The 19,396-nt window shown below is 70.6% G+C and carries 17 protein-coding genes; 3 read left to right on the forward strand and 14 right to left on the reverse strand.

The genetic code is table 11. The annotated features are described in order from the left end of the window. Positions 1–11: 11 nt before the first annotated feature. Positions 12–2,177, reverse strand: coding sequence for a primosomal protein N' (locus ABLE43_RS06525; RefSeq protein WP_348977664.1), 2,166 nt, complete (start codon positions 2,175–2,177; stop codon positions 12–14). 375 nt (positions 2,178–2,552) lie between these two features. Continuing rightward, positions 2,553–4,004, reverse strand: a complete 1,452-nt coding sequence (locus tag ABLE43_RS06530; protein WP_348977665.1) for a sensor domain-containing diguanylate cyclase — start codon at positions 4,002–4,004, stop codon at positions 2,553–2,555. Between the two features lie 140 nt (positions 4,005–4,144). On the opposite strand from ABLE43_RS06530, the gene fsa reads away from it, so the two are divergent. Then, positions 4,145–4,798: a fructose-6-phosphate aldolase gene (gene fsa / locus ABLE43_RS06535; protein ID WP_348977666.1), complete on the forward strand. Its 654-nt coding sequence runs from the start codon at positions 4,145–4,147 to the stop codon at positions 4,796–4,798. Between the two features lie 5 nt (positions 4,799–4,803). Next, entirely contained in the window at positions 4,804–5,685 is an 882-nt protein-coding gene (locus ABLE43_RS06540; RefSeq protein ID WP_348977667.1) for a tyrosine recombinase XerC, read from the forward strand. Between the two features lie 138 nt (positions 5,686–5,823). Here the strand turns inward: ABLE43_RS06540 and ABLE43_RS06545 are convergent, their stop codons facing one another. The 7 genes from ABLE43_RS06545 to tgt form a co-directional block, all read right to left on the reverse strand. Then, a complete protein-coding gene (locus ABLE43_RS06545; protein ID WP_348977668.1) occupies positions 5,824–6,429 on the reverse strand; it encodes a DedA family protein in 606 nt (201 codons plus the stop codon). Between the two features lie 178 nt (positions 6,430–6,607). Further along, a complete protein-coding gene (gene gshB, locus ABLE43_RS06550) occupies positions 6,608–7,561 on the reverse strand; it encodes a glutathione synthase (RefSeq protein WP_348977669.1) in 954 nt (317 codons plus the stop codon). A 220-nt stretch (positions 7,562–7,781) separates the two neighbouring features. Further along, entirely contained in the window at positions 7,782–8,780 is a 999-nt protein-coding gene (locus ABLE43_RS06555; RefSeq protein ID WP_348977670.1) for a cell wall hydrolase, read from the reverse strand. A 74-nt stretch (positions 8,781–8,854) separates the two neighbouring features. Next, on the reverse strand, positions 8,855–9,475 hold the full coding sequence (locus ABLE43_RS06560; protein ID WP_348977671.1) for a LysE family translocator: 621 nt from the start codon (positions 9,473–9,475) through the stop codon (positions 8,855–8,857). 135 nt (positions 9,476–9,610) lie between these two features. Next, on the reverse strand, positions 9,611–12,448 hold the full coding sequence (locus ABLE43_RS06565; RefSeq protein WP_348977672.1) for a M16 family metallopeptidase: 2,838 nt from the start codon (positions 12,446–12,448) through the stop codon (positions 9,611–9,613). A 168-nt stretch (positions 12,449–12,616) separates the two neighbouring features. Then, a complete protein-coding gene (locus tag ABLE43_RS06570) occupies positions 12,617–12,817 on the reverse strand; it encodes a hypothetical protein (protein WP_348977673.1) in 201 nt (66 codons plus the stop codon). A 26-nt stretch (positions 12,818–12,843) separates the two neighbouring features. Further along, positions 12,844–13,977, reverse strand: a complete 1,134-nt coding sequence (gene tgt, locus ABLE43_RS06575; RefSeq protein ID WP_425475236.1) for a tRNA guanosine(34) transglycosylase Tgt — start codon at positions 13,975–13,977, stop codon at positions 12,844–12,846. 69 nt (positions 13,978–14,046) lie between these two features. On the opposite strand from tgt, the gene ABLE43_RS06580 reads away from it, so the two are divergent. Then, positions 14,047–14,208: a hypothetical protein gene (locus ABLE43_RS06580; RefSeq protein WP_348977675.1), complete on the forward strand. Its 162-nt coding sequence runs from the start codon at positions 14,047–14,049 to the stop codon at positions 14,206–14,208. A 144-nt stretch (positions 14,209–14,352) separates the two neighbouring features. Here ABLE43_RS06580 and ABLE43_RS06585 read toward each other — a convergent pair whose 3' ends face one another. The 5 genes from ABLE43_RS06585 to lgt form a co-directional block, all read right to left on the reverse strand. Then, positions 14,353–15,672: a cystathionine gamma-synthase family protein gene (locus ABLE43_RS06585; protein WP_348977676.1), complete on the reverse strand. Its 1,320-nt coding sequence runs from the start codon at positions 15,670–15,672 to the stop codon at positions 14,353–14,355. Positions 15,673–15,966: 294 nt separating this feature from the next. Further along, positions 15,967–16,734 (reverse strand): peptidoglycan editing factor PgeF, encoded by a 768-nt coding sequence (gene pgeF, locus ABLE43_RS06590; RefSeq protein WP_348977677.1) that lies wholly within the window; start codon positions 16,732–16,734, stop codon positions 15,967–15,969. Continuing rightward, a complete protein-coding gene (locus ABLE43_RS06595) occupies positions 16,731–17,240 on the reverse strand; it encodes a GNAT family N-acetyltransferase (protein ID WP_348977678.1) in 510 nt (169 codons plus the stop codon). The genes pgeF and ABLE43_RS06595 overlap by 4 nt, the downstream gene beginning before the upstream one ends. Continuing rightward, positions 17,237–18,280, reverse strand: a complete 1,044-nt coding sequence (locus ABLE43_RS06600) for a class I SAM-dependent methyltransferase (RefSeq protein WP_348977679.1) — start codon at positions 18,278–18,280, stop codon at positions 17,237–17,239. Before ABLE43_RS06600 ends, ABLE43_RS06595 begins: the two co-directional genes overlap by 4 nt. A 154-nt stretch (positions 18,281–18,434) precedes the next feature. After that, complete coding sequence (gene lgt, locus ABLE43_RS06605; RefSeq protein WP_425475233.1) at positions 18,435–19,334, reverse strand: prolipoprotein diacylglyceryl transferase; 900 nt, start codon at positions 19,332–19,334, stop codon at positions 18,435–18,437. Between the last annotated feature and the right edge of the window lie 62 nt (positions 19,335–19,396).

Below are 19,396 nucleotides of genomic sequence, written 5' to 3' on the forward strand. Positions count from 1 at the left end.
TGCCGGCGCGATCAGAGGAAGTTGTACGGGTCCACGTCCACCGCGACACGCACCTTGGTTCCCCATTCCACGCCCGCCAGCCAGTCGCGGATCACGTCCTGCACGTCCAGCGCGCGCGTCGCATGCACCAGCAGGCGGAAGCGGTGCCGCCCGCGCAGCATCGCCAGCGGGGCGGGGGCGGGGCCGTAGACGTGCATCCCTTCCACCTGCGGCTGCGCGCGGCCGATCGCGCGGGCGGTCGCCTCCGCCGCGGCCTTGTCCTCCGACGACACGATGATCGCGGCATAGCGCCCGAACGGCGGCACCTGTGCCTCGGCGCGCGCCTCCGTCTCGGCGGCGTAGAAGCTGTCGGCATCGCCCGAGACCAGCGCCTGCATCACCGCCGCGTTCGGCTGGGTCGTCTGGATATAGACATGGCCGGGCTTGGACCCGCGCCCGGCCCGCCCGGCGACCTGTGCGATCTGCTGGAAGGTCCGCTCGGCGGCGCGGAGATCCCCGCCCTGCAACCCGAGGTCGGCGTCGATCACGCCGACGCAGGTCAGGTTGGGGAAGTGATAGCCCTTCGTCACCAGCTGCGTGCCGACGACGATGTCGATGTCGCCCGCCTCCATGCGACCGACGAACTCCGCCGCCTTGGCCGGGGACCAGATGGTGTCGGAGGTGACGATGGCGATCTTCGCGGTCGGCCACAGCGCCGCCGCCTCGTCGGCGATCCGCTCCACGCCGGGGCCGCAGGCGACGAGGCTGTCCTCCGCCTTGCATTCGGGGCAGGCGCGCGGGGTGGGGATCACATGGCCGCAGTGATGGCACGACAGCCGGTGGATCAGGCGATGCTCCACCATCCATGCGGTGCAGTTGGGGCATTGGAAGCGATGCCCGCACGACCGGCACAGGGTGAGCGGCGCATAGCCGCGCCGGTTGAGGAACAGCAGCGCCTGTTCGCGGCGAGCCAGCGTCTCGTCGATCGCCCTGACCAGCGGGGCCGCGATCCAGCGCCCGCGCTCGGGCGGCTGTTCGATCAGGTCTACGGGCAAGATCGTCGGCAGTTGCGCCTTGCCGTAGCGGCCGGGCAGCTTCAGTTCGGTATAGCGGCCCTGCGCCACCTGCTGCCGCGTCTCGATCGCCGGGGTTGCGCTGGCGAGGATCACCGGACATTTCTCGAACAGGCCGCGCATCACGCTGACGTCGCGCGCGTGATAATGGACGCCTTCCTCCTGCTTGAAGCTCGTCTCGTGCGCCTCGTCCACGACGATCAGGCCGAGGTTCGCATAGGGCAGGAACAGCGCGGACCGGGCACCCACCACCACCTTCGCCTGGCCGCTCGCGATCGCGCGCCACGCACGCCTGCGCTGCGTCGAGCGCAGGTCGCTGTGCCACGGCACCGGTTCACAGCCGAAGCGGGCGGTGAAGCGCTTGAGGAACGGTTCGGTCAGCGCGATCTCGGGCAGCAGCACCAGCACCTGCCGCCCCTGCCGGATCGCCTCGGCCACGCCCTCGAAATACACCTCGGTCTTGCCCGATCCGGTGACGCCGTCGAGCAGGAAGGGGTGGAATGCACCCGCGCGCACCGCATCGCGCAGGGTGTCCGCCGCCGCCGCCTGATCGGCGGACAGGGCGGGCGTGCCATGGTCGGGATCGGGTTCGGGATAGGGCTGGTCGATGTCGACCGACACCGCCTCGATCGCGCCTTCCTTCACCAGCCCCCGGATCACCGCGTCGGACACGTCGGCGATCGCCGCCAGTTCGCGCACCAGCCCGCGCCGCTCGCCGATCCGCTCCAGCGCCTGTTGCCGCTTGGGAGTCATCCGCTCGGGCACATGCCCGGTCGCGCGATATTCGACCGCGAGCTTCGCCCCCTCCAGCGCCGAGGTGGAGGCGAGGCACATGCGCAGCACCGATGCCGGGGCGGCGAGATAATAGCCTGCGGTCCATTCGACCAGCCGCCGGAGCGGCGCGGCGATCGGGGCCGCGTCGGCCACCGCCAGCAACGGGCGCAGGCGATTGTCGCCGACCTCCTCGGTCGCGAGGCGTTCGGCATCCCACACGACGCCCAGCAACTGGCGGGGCCCCAGCGGCGCGGTGACGATCGATCCCGGCTCGACCGCCATGCCGTGCGGCACCCGGTAGTCGAGCGGCCCGAGTGCGGCATTGAGCAGGAGGACGCGGGCGCGGGACATGGTGGCTAGATAGGGAGCGCGGGGGCGAATGGAAATCGAGGTTTCCTCTGCCCTCCCTGGCCAGGGATTTCTCTGCGAAAATTTAAGGTCAACCCTTGATCCTGCCGTACCCCCGCGCAGGCGGGGGTCCAGAGCCGAGTAAAACAACGGCTTGCGTCCGTAGCTCCTGGACCCCCGCCTGCGCGGGGGTACGCTACCTCGGCGGGCGACCGTCGATGGGCAAGACCCTGGACCCCCGCCTGCGCGGGGGTACGGAAAAGGACTTTGGCAGCGGAATCCTGGACAAGGGAGGAGCTGGGGGGGGTCGGCCTGCGCAGGAACGTCCCGCCCGCCCCAAGCCGACCCACCCCCGACCGGGGAGAGGCGACGCCGCCCCTATTCCTCGATTCGTCGCCGCTCGCCATGGCGTTCCGCCGATCCGCGACGGCGGCGCTTGGCGGTGTAGAGCGCCTCGTCGGCGGCGTGGAGCAGTTCGCGCGAGGATGCGATCTCGCCCGCGACCGCCGCATAGCCGAGCGTCGCCGACATCGGCAGCATCCGCCCGTCGCTCGGCGCGGGCTGCGCCAGATCGGCGGCCAGCGCCGCGACCAGCGCGTCGGCATCTTCGCAATCGGCACGGGTGCGCAGGATCAGCGCGAATTCGTCGCCGCCCAGCCGCGCGGCAAAGGCATCGGCGAACCGGGGGCCGCGCAGCCGCTCGGCGACCGCGCGCAGCACGTCGTCGCCCGCCAGATGGCCGTGGGTGTCGTTGACCGCCTTGAAATGATCGAGGTCGATCAGCACCAGCACGCAATGCCCGTCGTCGTCCACCGCCCGGCCGATCGCGCGTTCCAGCTCGGCATCGAACGCCGCGCGGTTGGCGATCCCGGTCATCGGATCGGTCGAGGCCGAGCGGCGCAGCTGCTGTTCCAGCAGGTGGCGGTCGGTCACGTCCTGGAACACGCCGGTCAGCGCGATCACGGTGCCGTCGCCGTCGGTTTCCGCCTCGCCGATCGAGCGCACGCGGCGGTTGCGCCCGGTGGCGGTGACGAAATCCACCTCGAAATCGAAGGTGCCGCCCGCCGCGACCGCGCGTTCGAGCGTCGCGCTGACCACCGCGCGGGCGTGCGGCGGATAGAAGCCCAGCGCCGCATCGAGCGGCAGCGTGGCGTCCTCGGGCAGTTCGTGGATGCGGCGTACCCCGCTCGACCAGTGGACGTCGTTGTCGGGCAGGCCGAGGCGCCACGACCCGATCATCGCCATGCGTTCGGCATGGCGGAACAGCCGGTCCTGCCGCGCCAGTTCGCGCGCCTGGCGGTTGGCGATCTCCGCCACGTCGATCGCGACCCCGGCGGAGATATGGGTGGCGATCACCGCCTCGGTCAGCCCGGCCAGCGCCTGCAACGCCTCCTGCTTGGCCGGTTCCAGCGTGCGCGGGCGGGTGTCGCCGACGCACAGCGCGCCGATGGCATGGCGGACGCCGGTCTGCGGATCGGTCGCGTGCAGCGGCACCCCGGCATAGAAGCGCAGGCCCCCGTCGGTCACGAAGCCGAGATGGGCGAAGCGCCGGTCCAGTTCGCAATTGGCGACGGTCACCGGCCGGTCGCCCGTCACCACCTCGTTGCAGACCCACTGGTCGCGCGGCATCTCGCCGACGTCGGTGCCGCTCGCCGCGCGCGGCCACATGGTGTCGCCCTGCGCGATCGTGATCGCGGCGATCGGCATCCCCAGCAATTCGCGGGTGATGACCGTCAGCGCCGAGAACTGGTCCTCGGGTGCCGATCGCAGCAGCGTCAGCATCCGGTCCACCGCGTCGTGCGGATCGAACCCGTCAAGCGATTCGAGCATCATCGATCCGTAGTAGGGCGCTGGTCGAAAAGCCGCAACGTTCCGCTCCCGGCATATGTTGCACCGCGCAAACCTTGCCCCTGTCGCCGGGATGCGCGATGGCGCGCCATCCGATCCCCGATTCGTCTGGAAGCGATCCCATGAAGTTCTTCGCCGACACCGCCGACATCGCCGACATCCGCGAACTGGCCGACACCGGCCTGCTCGACGGCGTGACCACCAACCCCTCGCTGATCCACAAGTCCGGCCGCGACTTCCTGGAGGTCGTCGCCGAAATCTGCACCGTGACGCCCGGCCCGGTATCGGCCGAGGTCGTGGCGCTCGACCATGCGGGCATGATGCGCGAGGCGGAAATCCTGCGGAAGATCGCCGACAATGTCGCGGTGAAGGTGCCGCTGACGATCGATGGCCTCAAGACCTGCAAGGCGCTGACCGACGACGGCACGATGGTCAACGTCACGCTGTGCTTCTCGGCCAACCAGGCGCTGCTGGCGGCGAAGGCGGGGGCGACGTTCGTCTCGCCGTTCGTCGGGCGGCACGACGACATCGGCTTCGACGGCATGGGCCTCATCAGCGACATCCGCCTGATCTACGACAATTACGACTTCGCGACCGAAATCCTCGTCGCCAGCGTGCGGCACCCGATCCACGTCCTCGAATCCGCCAAGCTGGGTGCCGACGTGATGACCGCGCCGCCCGCCGTCATCCGCGCGCTGGTCAACCATCCGCTGACCGACAAGGGGATCGCGGGCTTCATGGCCGACTGGGCGAAGTCGGGCCAGACGATCGGCTGACGCCGGTGGCCGATCCGCTGCCGCTGGCCTTCGCCCGCCATCTGGCGCGCGACCGGCGGCGATCGGCCCATACCGTGCGCGCTTATGCCGCCACCGCCGAGCGGCTGCTGGCGTTCCTCGGGCAGCATCGCGGAGCGACGGTGGATGCCGGGATGCTGCAGGCGCTTTCCATTGCCGACCTGCGCGCCTTCCTCGCCCATCGCCGCGCGGAGGGGCTGACGAGCACGTCGGCGGCGCGCGAACTGTCGGCGGTGCGCGCGTTCCTCGCCTTCGTCGGCGCGGAGCCGCCCCGGCTGCGCGGCCCCCGCGTCAGGAAGGGCGTGCCGCGCCCGGTCAGCCCCGACGAGGCGGTGGCACTGGCCGGGGAAGTGGCCGATGCCGCCGCCGAGCCGTGGATCGGCGCGCGCGACTGGGCGGTGCTGCTGCTGCTCTATGGCGCAGGGCTGCGCATCGGCGAGGCGCTGGCGCTGACCGGCGCGGCCCTGCCGCTCGGCGACACGCTGCGCGTCACCGGCAAGCGCGACAAGGTGCGGATCGTGCCGCTGCTCCCCCCGGTGCGCGCGGCGATCGAGGCCTATGTCGCCCAGCAACCATGGGTCACCGCGCGCGACGCGCCGCTGTTCCGGGGAGCGAAGGGCGGGCCGCTGTCCGCCGCCGTCGTGCGCCGGTCGGTGCGGGTCGCGCGCGCGGCGCTGGGGCTGGGCGAGCGGACGACGCCGCACGCGCTGCGCCACAGCTTCGCGACGCACCTGCTGGGGCGGGGCGCGGACCTGCGCTCGTTGCAGGAGCTGCTCGGCCACGCCTCGCTGTCGTCGACGCAGGTCTATACGCAGGTCGATGCCGCGCACCTGCTGGACGTGTATCGGAGCGCCCACCCGCACGGGTAGGGTCTGCTCCGGCGACGCCGGATCAGTGCGGTACCGGCCCACTCCCCCACCCGGCCACCCATCGAGAGTACCGTGTAGGTGGCCGGGTGGGGGAGTGGGCCGGTACCGCTTCCACGCAAGTGGATCAGGCGCCAGGCATCAGCGCTGCGCGCGGGGTTTCCAGGTGATGACGCGGTAGAGATAGCCGATGACGATCGCCACCGACATGGCGATGGCGGCAGGCCCGACATAGCGGTCGATCGCCGAGAAGTTCGACCCCAGCCACAGCCCGGCATAGGCCAGCACCGCGTTCCAGATGACGCTGCCGGTAAAGGTCGCGAGGATGAAGCGCCAGTGCGGCATGCATGCCATGCCAGCGGGCAGCGAGATGAGCGTGCGGAACGTCGGCATGAAGCGGAACACGAACACCGTCTTGCCGCCATGCTTGCGGAAGAAGCGCTGGAGCTTCTCCACATCCTCCCATTCCAGCGTCAGCCACCGCCCCCAGCGATCGACGAAGGGTTTCAGGCCGTGATAGCCGAACCGCCGCCCGATCGCGTACCAGAAGTAATTGCCCGCGGTCGTCCCCGCCGTGCCCAATAGCAGCAGCGGCACCATCGCCATGTCGCCGCGCGCCACCGCCATGCCGCCCAGCCCCATGATGACCTCCGACGGGATCGGCGGAATCACATTCTCGAGCGCCATCAGCAGGAAGATGCCGAGATAGCCGCCCCATGCGATGGCATCGAGGATGAAACTGGTCATGCCGTCGGGAACGTCCGTGGCGGGGTTTCGTGCCTTGGAATGGCTTCAACGCATGCAGTCCCGGCAGGAAACCGTTCGTGTCGAGCATAGTCGAGACACCGTGCGCCACGCTTGCGGCATGTCCCTCGACGTCGCTCGGGACGAACGGTGGGGGCGGTGCGGATGGCCGGGGAATTCCCTACCCCGCCGCCACCCGTGCCTCGATCGCATCCCAGATCATGCCCGCCACGTCGGTCCCGTCGAACCGCTCGATCGCGACGATGCCGGTGGGGGAGGTGACGTTGATCTCGGTCAGCCACTCGCCGCCGATCACGTCGATCCCGACGAAGATCAGCCCGCGCCGCTTGAGCTCCGGGCCGAGCGCCGCGCAGATCTCGCGCTCGCGCGTCGTCAGTTCGGTCTTGGCCGCCGTGCCGCCGACCGCGAGGTTCGAGCGGATCTCGCCCGCGCCGGGCAGCCGGTTGACCGCGCCTGCGACCACCCCGTCGACCAGCACGATCCGCTTGTCGCCCTGCGCCACCGCGGGCAGGAACGCCTGCACCATATGCGGTTCGCGATACTGGGTGTTGAACACCTCGATCAGCGAGGACAGGTTCTGCCCGTCACGATCGATCTTGAAGATCGCCTTGCCGCCGTTGCCGTGCAGCGGCTTCACCACGATCGAACCATGTTCCTCCAGGAACGCCCGCGCCTCCGCGACCGAGCGGGTGATGAGCGTCGGCGGCATGAAGCGCTGATAGTCGAGCACGAACAGCTTCTCGGGCGCGTTGCGGACCGATGCGGGGTCGTTCACCACCAGCGTCCGGTCGCTGATCCGCTCCAGCAGATGGGTGGCGGTGATATAGCCGAGGTCGAACGGCGGGTCCTGCCGCATCAGCACGACATCGGCCTCGTCACCGAGGTCGAGCCGCACCGGATCGCCCAGCGTGAAGTGATCGCCCACCACCCGCTGCACCGTGACCGGGCGGGCCTCTGCCCACACATGGTCGCCCGACTGGCTCAGATCCTCCGGGCCGTAATGGAACAGCCGGTGGCCGCGCGCCTGCGCCGACAGCATCAGCGCGAAGGTCGAATCGCCCGCGATGTTGATTCCGGCGATGGGGTCCATCTGCACGGCGACGGTCAGCGACATGGGGCGATCCTTCCGGGGTTTGCTGGCGCGGGAGGTAGGCGCGCGCGCACCGAAAGTCACGCCCCGGCGTTTGTCGGGAAACGCACGGTAGTGCGCGTTTCGCGGCGGTGCCAGCCCGCACCCCCACCCGGCCACCCATCAGGATACTTGCGGGGGTGGCCGGGTGGGGGTGCGGGCTGACACCGCGAAACGTGCCATCGGCACGTTTCCACGCGGACGCTCAGCGCAGCGGCTTGCCCGAATCCTTCCACCGGTCGAGCACCTGCGACGCGGGCGGCAGCGTGTCGGGCGGCGGTACGGCGGGGACGGCCACGGCCACGGCATCGGCGGCGGCGGGCGGCACGGGCAGGGGCACCGCCGCCTGCACCTCGGGCAGCGGCGACGCCTGCGCCACCGGCACCACCGCCGCGACCGGGCGCAACGGCCCAGGCAGCGGCTCGTGGCCCGCATAGCGATCGCGGAAGGCGGCGGGCGTGCCCCACCACCCCTTCCACCGGTGGAAGAAATGCGCGCCGAACGCCCCGGTCATCACCAGCGAGCGGTTCCACGACGGGGTGACCGCATAGGTGTGGTAATGCGTCGCCATGCCGACCGGCGCGAACACCTGGCCGGCGAGCGCCTGCGCCGCCACCCGCCGTGCGCGGACCCATGCGGCGGGGGCGGGGGCACGTGCCATCGCCCCGTCGCAGGCGAAGCTGAACTGGCAGACGGGCCTGTCCGATCCCTGGAACACCACCCCGCACACGCTGGCGGGAAAGGCGGGGTGGCGCACGCGGTTCAGCACCACCTGCGCCACCGCGCGCTGCCCGGCGTCGGGCTCGTTGGCCGCCTCGTAATAGATGGCGGTGGTCAGGCATTGCAGCGCCCGCGCCTGATCGAGCGCGCTGCCGCGTGCCACGAACGGCGCGGCCGTCTTGACCGAGGTGTCGGCCATGGCGAGCGCCGCCTGCTCGGCACTCACCGGCAGCGCGGGGAGCGGGGCGGTGCCCGTCTCGCCCCGCGCGCGCACCGGGGCGGGCGCATCGGCCAGCAGCAGCGCGGCGCCGGGGAAATGCTCGTCGGCCTCATAGCCGCTGGCGGCGGGCGGGGGCGGGGCGGGGCTGCCCGCATGCTCGACCGTGGCGATGCCCGCGCGCGCCGCGAACGTGCCGATCGTCAGCAGCAGCGCAAGGCCGCCCGCCAACCGGGTAGATCGGGGAAGATTCGCGAGGACGCCCATGCCGCGCGCTATAACCGATCAACGCGCGTCCGGCTCCCCCCTCGATCCGGACCGTGCCGCAGCGGGACGGTGCGCTACCGCTGGAGCGTCGCCATCGCGATGCCCGCGCCCATCACCGCGCCGCCCCCGGCGCGCTGCGCCCAGCGGCGGAACGCCGGGCGGCGGATCAGCCCCGATGCCTGCGACGCGACCAGCGCATAGGCGCTGTCGGTCGTCCCGGAAATGCCGACGAAGGTCGCGATCAGGATCGCCGCCTGCGGCACGAACGGCTGGTCGGGGCGGATGAACTGCGCGGCGAAGGCGACGAAGAACAGGATCGTCTTGGGGTGAAAGGTGCCGACCGCGACATTGGTCAGGAACGCGGTGCGCGGCCGCACCGCCCGCGCCGGGCGCGCGGGATCGTCGCCGCCGCCGCTGCGCAGGATGGCGATCAGCCCGATGCCGATCAGATAGGCCGCGCCGATCCATTTAAGCAGCGTGAAGGCGATCGCCGAGGTGGCGAGGATCGCCCCCGCGCCCGCCAGCGACACCGTCATCGCAATGCCGTTGCCCACCGCCATCCCCGCGACCGAGGCGAGCGCGGTCGCGCGCCCCGAACTGAACGCGAAGCCGATGATGCTGGCGACGCCCGGACCGGGGATGATCCCCATCACGAACGACGCGGCGGCAAAGGCGAGCCAGAGATGCAGGTCCATCGTGTTTCCTCCGCTTCCCCGTCGTCGTCCCGGCCTTCGCCGGAAGGCCGGACGGGCCGACCGATATCGATATCCGTCCTTCCCGCCTGCGCGGGGATGACCGTGGTTCGCGGCGGGCCGGTGCCGCCTGCCCGCCTATTTCGCCCCCAGATCGGGCCGCGACAGGTCGACCGCCGCCGCCGGGATCACCACCAGCCCCGGATAGGCCGCGCGCAGCGGTTCGAGGAACTGTTTCGCGTCGCCCACCACCACGATGCTCGCCGCCTGCGGATCGAACGTCCGGGCGGCGACCTGCTGCACCGCCGCCGGATCGACCGCCTCGATCGAGGGGAGGAAGGTCGCGATCCGCGCCAGCGGCACGCCGTCGGCGACATAGGTGGCGATGGTGCCCGCGATCCCGCTGGTCCGCTCGACCGTGCGGCCGAAGCTGCCCGCCAGCACCGCCTTGCGCGTCGCCAGTTCCGCCTCGGACGCAGGTTCGGCCCCCAGCCGCCGCATCTCGTCGGTGATGATCTTCACGACTTCCGGCGCGGAGGGGTTCTTGGTCTGCGTCGCGGCGCTCACCGCTCCCCCCGCCTTGCGCGCGTCGAGCTCGGAGCGCGCGCCATAGGCGAGGCCGCGCCTGATGCGGATTTCCTGGTTCAGCCGCGACGTGAAGCCGACGCCCAATGTCGCATTGGCGACGGCGGCGGGGAAATAGGCAGCGTCGCCGCGCGCGATGCCGGGACGCGAGACCACCACCCCGGCCTGTCCGGCACCGGGCATGTCGACGACGATCACGCGCGGGGCGGGCGGGGCGGCTTCGGGCGGGCGGGGCGTGGCGGCACCGGGGGCGGGCTTCCAGTCGCCGAACAGCTTCTCGGCCAGCGCCGCGCCCTTATCGGCGGTCAGGTCGCCGACCAGCACCAGCGTCGCCTGCCCCGGCTGCCACGTCCGGGCATAGGCGGCGGTCACGTCGGCGCGGGTGATCGCCTTCAGCGTCCCGGGCGTGCCGCTGGCCGGATGGCCGTATCCCGAACCGAAGGTCACGCGATCGGCGACGAGGCCCGAGAGCTGCGCCGGATCGGTCAGCGCGACGCTCACTGCGTCGATCGTGCGGGCGCGCACCCGGTCGATCTCGTCCTGCGCGAACACGGGGTTGCGCGCGACATCCGCCAGGATGCCGAGCGCGGCGGGCGCCTCGGCGGAGCCGACGGTCAGCGTCACGCTCTGCGAATCCCAGCCCGCCCCGCTCGAGATGCTGCCGCCGAGCGATTCGACCGCGCGCGCGATCTCGGTCGCCGAACGGGTGGCGGTGCCCTGCGTCAGCAGCCCGGCGGTCAGTTCGGCCGTGCCCGCGCGGGCATCGCCGTCGCGCGACGATCCCCCTTGCGCCACCAGCGCGGCGGTGACGATCGGCAGCCCGCGCTTCTCGACCACCACCACGCGCATGCCGTTGGCCAGCCGCCGCTCGACCGGCACCGGGATCGCCACCTGCACCGGCGCGCCGGGTTCGGGCGGCAGGATGCGCTGCCCCTCGGGCGCGGGCGTGTGGAGCGCGATGCCCGGCGGCACCGCCAGCGGCGCGGTGACGACGGTGTCCGCCACGGCGATCGCGTCGCTCGCCGCCCCGGCGGGCTTGGCGCTGTCGGGCAGGTAGCGGATCGCGGCGGAACGACTGTCGGCCAGCCAGGTGCGCGCCACCCGCTGCACGTCGCCTGCGGTCACGCGGGCGATGGCGGCGAGCGATTTGTCCGCCGCCTGCGGATCGCGCTCGACGATCACGCCTTCGGCCAGTGCCGATGCTTTCCCTTCCGCCGTCTCGCGCGAGAGCAGCGCGGCGGTGGTGATCTCGTTCTTCGCCTCGCTGAGTTCGGCGGGGGTCGGCGGCGTGGCGACGAGCTTCGCCACCTCGCGGCGCAGCGCCGCCTCGCCGTCCTCGGCACGCTTGCCCCCGGCGAGGATCGCATAGAGCGCGAGCGTGCCCGGCCCCTGCTTGTCCTCGGCGAAGACGCCGACGTCCGCCGCGATCTGCTCGCGATAGACCAGCGCCTGATGCAGCCGCGAATTGTCGCCGCCCGACAGGATCGTGGTCAGCACCGCCAGCGCCGCCTGATCGGGGTGCCCGGCGGGCGGCAGCGGATAGCTGATGAGCACGGCGGGCAGCGGGGTGTTGGCCTCGTACACCGTCTTGGCGGTAGCCTGCGTCCGGATCGGCTCGGTCACGGTCACGCGCGGGATCGGGCGGTCCGGCTTCCGGATCGGGCCGAAATACTGGTCGACCCAGCGGTTCAGCTGCGCGGGATCGAAATTGCCCGCGACGACCAGCACCGCATTGTCGGGCCGGTAATAGGTCGCGTGGAACGCGCGGATGTCGTCGATCGTCGCCGCGTCGAGATCGGCGATCGATCCGATGCCGGGCCGGGCATAGGGATGGCGGCTGTACGACACCATCGGCGCGTACAGCCCGAACAGCTTGCCATAGGGTTGCGCCAGGATGCGGCTGCGCAGCTCCTCCTTCACCACCTCCCGCTCGGACGCGAAGGTCTTGGGGTCCACGACCAGCGTCGCCATCCGGTCGGCCTCGGCGAACAGCAGCCGCTCGAGGTGGTTAGCGGGCACCACCTCGTAATAATTGGTGTAATCATCGGCGGTGGACGCGTTGTTGTACCCCCCGACATCCTCGGTCAGCCGGTCGAGCTGCTCGGGCACGAGGTTGCGCGTCGCCTTGAACATGAGATGCTCGAACATGTGCGCGAATCCCGATCGCCCGGCGGGATCGTCCTTCGAGCCGACGTCGTACCACACCTGTACCGACACGTTCGCGCTCGACGTGTCGCGAATGGCATAGACGCGCAAGCCATTGGCGAGGGTGCGTTCGGTATAGGCGATCGGCGGCACGGTGGCGCCGGCCTGTGCGGCGGGCGCGGCCTGCCGCGCATGGGCGGGCACGAGGCAGGCGGTCGAGAGCAACAGCGCGAGGCCGAGACGCATGGGGGCAATTCTCCGGGCGGAACGATGGCCGGAGATGTGCGGCGCGCAGCGGGCGGGTGTCAACGGGCACTTGGCCAGCCGCCCCGGTCGGCGACCGGAGCAAACGACAGCTTCTCCCCTCCCTTGTCAGGGAGGGGAGGAACGGGTCGAGCGGTCAGGGCAGTACGATCAGCCCTTCTTCCGCCCCGCGTTCGCATACAGCATCGCCGCCGCCAGCGCCGCCGATCCGATGCCAAGGCCGACGCCGATCGGCACGAGCGGCCAGTGCGACGGGCGCGCCGGGGTCCGGGCTTCCGCGGCGGCATCGGCGGCGCGCTTGGCGTCGCGGGCGGCGGCGGCGACTTCGTTCAGTTCGGGTGTGTCGGTCATGCGGTCCTCTCCCTCTTGCTTGGGCGTCAACGCTTCTGCGGCGTGTAGCGTGCCCGGAAATCGTGCGCGAAGGCGGCGAGCGTGTCCGCGGCGATCGCCGCGCGCAGGTCCGCCATCAGCGCCTGATAGAAATACAGATTATGCTCGGTCATCAGCACCGCGCCCAATATCTCGCCCGCGCGCACCAGATGGTGGAGATAGGCGCGGCTGAAGCTCGCGCAGGTCGGGCAGGCGCAGGCGGGGTCGAGCGGCGCCATGTCCTCGGCGAACTTCGCGTTGCGGATGTTGATCGGGCCTTCGCGCGTGAACGCCTGACCGGTGCGGCCCGATCGGGTGGGGAGCACGCAGTCGAACATGTCGATCCCGCGCTCGACCGCGCCGACGATATCGTCGGGCTTGCCCACCCCCATCAGATAGCGGGGCTTGTCCACCGGCAACTGGCCCGGCGCATAGTCGAGCACGCCGAACATCGCCGCCTGCCCCTCGCCGACCGCGAGGCCGCCGACCGCATAGCCGTCGAAGCCGATGTCGATCAGCGCATCCGCCGAAGCCTTGCGCAGCCCCTCGTCCAGTGCGCCCTGCTGGATGCCGAACAGCGCGGCGCGCGATGCATGCTCCCCGCCCGCATCGAATCCGGCGCGGCTGCGGCGCGCCCAGCGCATCGAGCGTTCCATCGCCTTCGCCTGCACCTCGCGCGACGAGGTGGTCGGCACCAGCTCGTCGAACGCCATCACGATGTCGGACCCGAGCAGGCGCTGGATCTCCATCGATCGCTCGGGGCTCATCAGGTGGCGCGTGCCGTCCAGATGGCTCTTGAACTCGACGCCGTCTTCCGACCGTTTGGTCAGCTCGGACAGGCTCATCACCTGATAGCCGCCGCTGTCGGTCAGGATCGGCCGGTCCCACTGCATGAAGGCGTGCAGCCCGCCCAGCCGCGCGACGCGCTCGGCACTGGGGCGCAGCATCAGGTGATAGGTGTTGCCGAGCAATATGTCGGCCCCGCTCGCGCGGACCGCCTGCGGCTTCACCGCCTTGACGGTGGCGGCGGTGCCGACCGGCATGAACGCGGGCGTGCGGATCTCCCCGCGCTGCATGGCGATGGTGCCGGTGCGGGCGCGCCCGGAGGTGGCGGTGACGGTGAAGGCGAAACGCGGAGCCATAAGGCGAGCCGTCATGCCGGACCCTTGGCCCGCTGTCGACCGTTGTCGCGCGATTGAGGAGAGCCTGTCATGCCCCAACCGACCAACCCCGGCGACGACGCTGCCCCCGGCACCCCCGGCACCGGCGAGGATATCTGCCCCCGCTGCGGCGGCAGCGGCACGATCGACGGCGGGGAATGCGCCAACTGCGGCGGCACCGGCAAGGTGATCGAAGGGATCGGCGGGGCGTAAACCGCTCCTCCCCGGCACGGGGAGGGGGACCATGCGCAGCATGGTGGAGGGGGGTGCCAGCATACGGAACCGTAGCGTTCGCGGCGATCCCCCTCCACCACGCCCTGTCGGGCGCGGTCCCCCTCTCCGCAAGCGGGGAGGAGCCTAAATGGCGTCCAGCGCCTGCGCGAAGTCGGCGATCAGGTCGTCGGCATTCTCGACCCCGATCGAGATGCGCACCAGATTGTCGGTGATGCCCAGCGCCGCCTTGCGCGCGTCGGGCACCGACAGGTGGGTCATTCCCGCCGGGTGGCTCGCCAGCGTTTCGGTTCCGCCGAGGCTCACCGCCAGCTTGGCGATGACCAGCGCGTCGAGGAAGGCGAACGCCTCCCGCTCGCCGCCCTTCAGGTAGAGCGAGAAGGTCGATCCGCCGCCGGTGCAATGCCGGGCGTAGATATCGGCCTGGCGCTCCATCCCTTCGGCGCCTTCGAGGAAGCCGAGATAGCCGACCCGCTCGACCTTCGGATGATCGCGCAGGAACGCGCAGACCTTCGCCGCATTCTCTCCCGCGCGGCTCATGCGCAGCTCCAGCGTCTCCAGCGACCGCAGCAGCATCCACGCGGTGTTCGGGTCGCAGATCGTACCGATGGTGTTGCGCATCGAACGGATGGTGTTGATGTGGTCCTTCGACCCCAGCACCCCGCCGGCGACCAGATCGCTGTGCCCGCCGGCATATTTGGTCAGCGAATAGACGACCAGATCGGCCCCGTGCCGCAGCGGCTGCTGCCACAGCGGGCCGAGGAACGTGTTGTCGATCGCGATCGGCGTCTGGGCTGCGCCGTCGCCGAACACCGCATCGCGCGCCGCGGCCACCGCCTCGATATCGACCAGCGCGTTGGTCGGGTTGGCCGGACTTTCGAGATAGATCAGCGGCACGCGGCCTTCCGCCTTGCGCAGCACCGCCTCGATCTCGTCCTGCGTCGCGCCCGCCGGAAAATCGAGATACTGCACGCCGAACCGCCCGAGGACGCGCCCGATCAGCGTCTCGGTCGCGGCATAGAGCGGGCCGGAATGGACGATCGTGTCGCCCGGCTGCACCATGCTGAGGAACAGCGTGGCGATCGCCGACATGCCGCTGGAGAAGACCAGCGCGTCCTCCGCCTCCTCCCACACGCCGAGGCGATCCTCGAGGATTTCCTGGTTCGGGCCGTTGAAGCGCGAATAGACGAGGCCTTCGGCGCCGCCGGGCCGCTTGCCGGTCACGCCCTCGAAATGGCGCTTGCCCGCCGCCGCATTGGGAAAGACATAGGTGGAGGTCGCGAAGATCGGGGGTTTGAGCGATCCTTCGGACAGCACCGGGTCATAGCCATGCCCCATCATCAGCGTCTGGGGGCTGAGCCGCCTGCCACCGACGGTATCGACCGGGGGCTTGGGGCGGCGGCGCGGCGGCACGCCGGTCAGCTCGGCTTCGGTTTCGTCGGCCATGATCGATTCTCTCCATGTTTTTCGGGGAGAGTAACGATGGTTACGAAAGAAACCAAATCCGATTGTCCTGCCCTCCCGTCATTCCGGCGAAGGCCGGAATCCATCGACGGGGTGACGGCAGCGATCGATCGGGACCGCCCGACACAATGGATTCCGGCCTCCGCCGGAATGACGGGGACGTGATCCGACCCTTCGTCGCTCCCGCGAAGGCGGGAGCCCATAGACGCTACCGTTGCGGATCCTGCAGCAGGGTCAGCGGCTATGGATTCCCGCCGTCGCAGGAATGACGGAGCGCTACCCCGCCAGCCCGATCAGCGACAGCTGCCGCCCGTAATCCGGCTCGCCGCGGTGCGTCGCGCGGCGGAAGCTGAAGAACCGGTCTTCCTGCGCATAGGTATCCAGCCCCAGCGCCTCGATCCGCCGCACGCCCGCCGCCGCCAGCCGGTGCGCGACATAGGCTTCCAGATCGAAGCGGGCATGGCCGGGGCGGTTCTCGGTGAAGAAGCGCTCGTTGGCCGGATCCTCGGCACAGAAGCGTTCGACGAAGCCCATGTCGACCTCATAGCTCGCCCGCGCGATGCACGGGCCGATCGCGGCGACGATGCGCTCGGGCCGCGCGCCCATCGTCACCATCTGCGCGATCGTCGCGTCGGTCACGCCCGCCAGCGCGCCCTTCCACCCGGCATGCGCCGCGCCGACGATGCCGCCCTCGCGGTCGGCGAACAGCACCGGCGCGCAATCGGCGGTGATGATGCCGAGCAGCACGTTCGGGCGATCCGTCACCATCGCATCGGCGCGCGGGCGATCGTCGTCGCGGAACGCGCTCAGCACCCGCACGACCGAGGCCCCATGCACCTGATACACGCCGGTCAGCGCCGCGCCGGGCAGCACCGCCGCCACCGCCCGCGCGCGGTTCTCCCGCACCGCCGCCCGATCATCGTCCGAACCGAGGCCGGTGTTCAGCCCGGCGACGACCCCGGTCGACACCCCGCCGCGCCGCCCGAGAAAGCCGTGCGCCACCCCGTCCAGCGCGCCCGCGCGGATGACCTCCACGCCGCTCACAATGCCAGCCGCATCACATGATCCTCGTCCGCATGGGTGCCGACCATGAACGCATAGGTGCCGACCCGTGCAAAGCCGTAGCGTTCGTAGAAGCGCCGCGCCCGGTGATTGTCGACGAACACCGACAGGTACAGCTCGTCCGCGCCGGTCGCCCGCGCCTCGGCCAGCACCCGTTCCATCAGGTCCGCCGCCAGCCCGGTGCCGTGCCACGGACTGCGCACATAGAATTGGCGCAGCTCGACCGGCGTTCCCTGCGGCGTGAACGGCAGCGACGGCGGCCCGAGCTTGGCATAGGCCGCCGTGGCCTCGCCCGCCGTCGCCAGCAGGATGCGGAAGCGCGGATCGGCCAGTTCCGCCGCCCAGTTGGCGGGGGTATGGTTGGTCAGGAACGCCGCCAGATCGTCGGGGCGATAGAGGTGCCCGAACGTCTCGACGAAGGTCTCGCGCCCGATCGTCGCCAGCGCCTCGGCATCGGCGGGCGTGGCGGGGCGCAGCAGCACCGTCATGCGAACCCCGCCGGGACCGGCCAGCCGGGGGAGGTGATCGCGATCGCCTTGAACAGGCTGCCCATCTGATCGCCCGCGACCAGCCGGTCGCGATCGGCCTTGAGCCCTGCGGCCCGCTCCGGCGAACGGGCGGACAGGGCCTGCACCCGCGCATCGATGCCGAGTGCGGTCAGCAGCGCGCCCTGTTCGACCGGGCCATAGGCGACCGCATCCTCCGCCCGCGCCGCCTCCGCCAGCGTGGCGAAATCGACGTGCGCGGTCAGGTCCTGCTCGCCGGGATCGTCGTACGGGTTGACGAAGCCGTGGCCGCGCACCGCCTGCAACGTGTCGCCGATCGCCGGGCCGCTATAGCCATAGTCGATCACGATCGCACAGCCGCCCTGCGCCACGATCCGCTTCGCCAGCGCACGCAGGATGGCGACGGCGGCGGGGGCGGTTTCCAGCACCGATCCGACGGGCGCGTCGCGCAGCTGCGGCGGGATGATCGGATCGAAGCCGCGCGTGCCGACGATGGGGAGGAACAGCGTGTCCTGACACGCCACCAGCCGCTCGCGCCAGCCTTGCGCCGTCCTCACCAGTTGGCGGATGGGCAGCGCGTCGAAGAATTCGTTGGCGACGACCAGCAGCGCGCCGTCTTCCGGCACGCCGACGATATCGACCGCCCAGTCGGCATCCGGCACCCGCTTCGCCTGTTCGGCGCGCAGCGACGGCGATGTCTCGATAAAATGCACCGGCGGCGTGCAGCCCGCCCGGCCCATCGCCCGCAGCGCATCGGCGGCGAGCGTGCCGCGACCGGGGCCGTATTCGACATAGCGCGCCGCCGGTCTCCCCGCGCGGTCCCACTGGTCGGCGAGGGACAGGCCGATCAGCTCGCCGAACATCTGGCTGATCTCGGGCGCGGTGGTGAAATCGCCGTTCGCGCCCAGCGGATCGCGCGTCGCATAATAATGCGCGTTGGCCGCCCCCATGAACTGGGCGAGGCTGACCGGCCCCGCCAGCGTGATCGCGCGGGCGAGCCGTTCGGGAAGGGCGGCGTCCATCAAAGCTCCTCCCCGGCATGGGGAGGGGGACCATGCGCAGCATGGTGGAGGGGGCTATCCCCGAACGCAGCGGTGGTGAAGCAGGACGCCCCCCTCCACCACTCGCTGGCGCGAGCGGTCCCCCTCCCCGTGCCGGGGAGGATCGGCAACACCGTCACGCCACGCTCTCCGACCCCGCGATCGGTTCGACGCGCAGGCGACGTTTCTTGGCCGTCACCATCAGATAGATGCCGATCGCGATCATCGGCAGCGTCAGCCACTGGCCCATGTGCAGCCCGGTGGCTTCGGAAAAGGCGACGAGCTGCGCATCGGGTTCGCGCCAGAATTCGATCACGAAGCGCGCGACGCCGAACCCGGCCATGCCGGTGCCGAGCAGGAAGCCGGGCTTGTAGCGCGCATCGGTCTTCCAGAACAGGAAGGAGAGCAGCAGGAACAGCAGCAGCCCCTCGCCCAGCGCCTCGTAGAGCTGGCTGGGATGGCGCGCCGGGTCCATGCCGCCCGCGACCGTGCGCGGGAACACGATCGCCCATGGCACGTCGCTCGGCTTGCCCCACAATTCGCCGTTCACGAAATTGGCGAGCCGCCCGAAACACTGGCCGATGGGTGCCACGCAGGTGACGTAATCGGCGACGCGCAACGGGCGCAGGCCGTGCTTGCGCGACAGCCACCAGATGCCGAGGATCAGCCCGACCATGCCGCCGTGGAACGACATGCCCCCGTCCCACAGCCGCAACAGCTTGATCGGATCGACGAACATCTCGGGCGCATAGAAGATCGCATAGCCGATCCGCCCGCCGAGGATGATGCCGAGCGTCGCATAGAATACGAAGTCGTCGGCATGCCGCCGCGCCATCGGCGCGCCCGGCTGGTCGAGCAGCTTCAGCAGATACCACCAGCCGAGCAGGATGCCGCTGATATAGGCCAGCGAATACCATTTGAACTGGAAGAAGCCGAGGTCGAGCGCGACCGGATCGAGCCCGAGGTCGACATAGCGGATATGGCCCGCGGCCATGCCGATATCGCTGCTTGCCGCGGCAAGGGTGGAAAGGATCAAGGGACAGGCTCCGGTGGTTCGGCCCGCGTGATACCGGGGAAGCGCGCGGAGGGGAACCACCG

The organism is Sphingomonas silueang (assembly GCF_040049155.1).
GTDB classification, from domain to species: Bacteria; Pseudomonadota; Alphaproteobacteria; order Sphingomonadales; family Sphingomonadaceae; genus Sphingomonas; species Sphingomonas silueang.

What these genes read in the sequence shown, in the direction of transcription:
- ABLE43_RS06545 (WP_348977668.1), bottom strand. Translation starts at nt 6,429, where the DNA reads ATGACCAGTTTCATCCTCGATGCCATCGCATGGGGCGGCTATCTCGGC.
- ABLE43_RS06585 (WP_348977676.1), bottom strand. Translation starts at nt 15,672, where the DNA reads ATGGCCGACGAAACCGAAGCCGAGCTGACCGGCGTGCCGCCGCGCCGC.
- ABLE43_RS06595 (WP_348977678.1), bottom strand. Translation starts at nt 17,240, where the DNA reads ATGACGGTGCTGCTGCGCCCCGCCACGCCCGCCGATGCCGAGGCGCTG.
- ABLE43_RS06565 (WP_348977672.1), bottom strand. Translation starts at nt 12,448, where the DNA reads ATGCGTCTCGGCCTCGCGCTGTTGCTCTCGACCGCCTGCCTCGTGCCC.
- ABLE43_RS06555 (WP_348977670.1), bottom strand. Translation starts at nt 8,780, where the DNA reads ATGGGCGTCCTCGCGAATCTTCCCCGATCTACCCGGTTGGCGGGCGGC.
- ABLE43_RS06570 (WP_348977673.1), bottom strand. Translation starts at nt 12,817, where the DNA reads ATGACCGACACACCCGAACTGAACGAAGTCGCCGCCGCCGCCCGCGAC.
- ABLE43_RS06530 (WP_348977665.1), bottom strand. Translation starts at nt 4,004, where the DNA reads ATGCTCGAATCGCTTGACGGGTTCGATCCGCACGACGCGGTGGACCGG.
- ABLE43_RS06600 (WP_348977679.1), bottom strand. Translation starts at nt 18,280, where the DNA reads ATGGACGCCGCCCTTCCCGAACGGCTCGCCCGCGCGATCACGCTGGCG.
- fsa (WP_348977666.1), top strand. Translation starts at nt 4,145, where the DNA reads ATGAAGTTCTTCGCCGACACCGCCGACATCGCCGACATCCGCGAACTG.
- ABLE43_RS06560 (WP_348977671.1), bottom strand. Translation starts at nt 9,475, where the DNA reads ATGGACCTGCATCTCTGGCTCGCCTTTGCCGCCGCGTCGTTCGTGATG.
- ABLE43_RS06525 (WP_348977664.1), bottom strand. Translation starts at nt 2,177, where the DNA reads ATGTCCCGCGCCCGCGTCCTCCTGCTCAATGCCGCACTCGGGCCGCTC.
- ABLE43_RS06580 (WP_348977675.1), top strand. Translation starts at nt 14,047, where the DNA reads ATGCCCCAACCGACCAACCCCGGCGACGACGCTGCCCCCGGCACCCCC.
- tgt (WP_425475236.1), bottom strand. Translation starts at nt 13,977, where the DNA reads ATGGCTCCGCGTTTCGCCTTCACCGTCACCGCCACCTCCGGGCGCGCC.
- gshB (WP_348977669.1), bottom strand. Translation starts at nt 7,561, where the DNA reads ATGTCGCTGACCGTCGCCGTGCAGATGGACCCCATCGCCGGAATCAAC.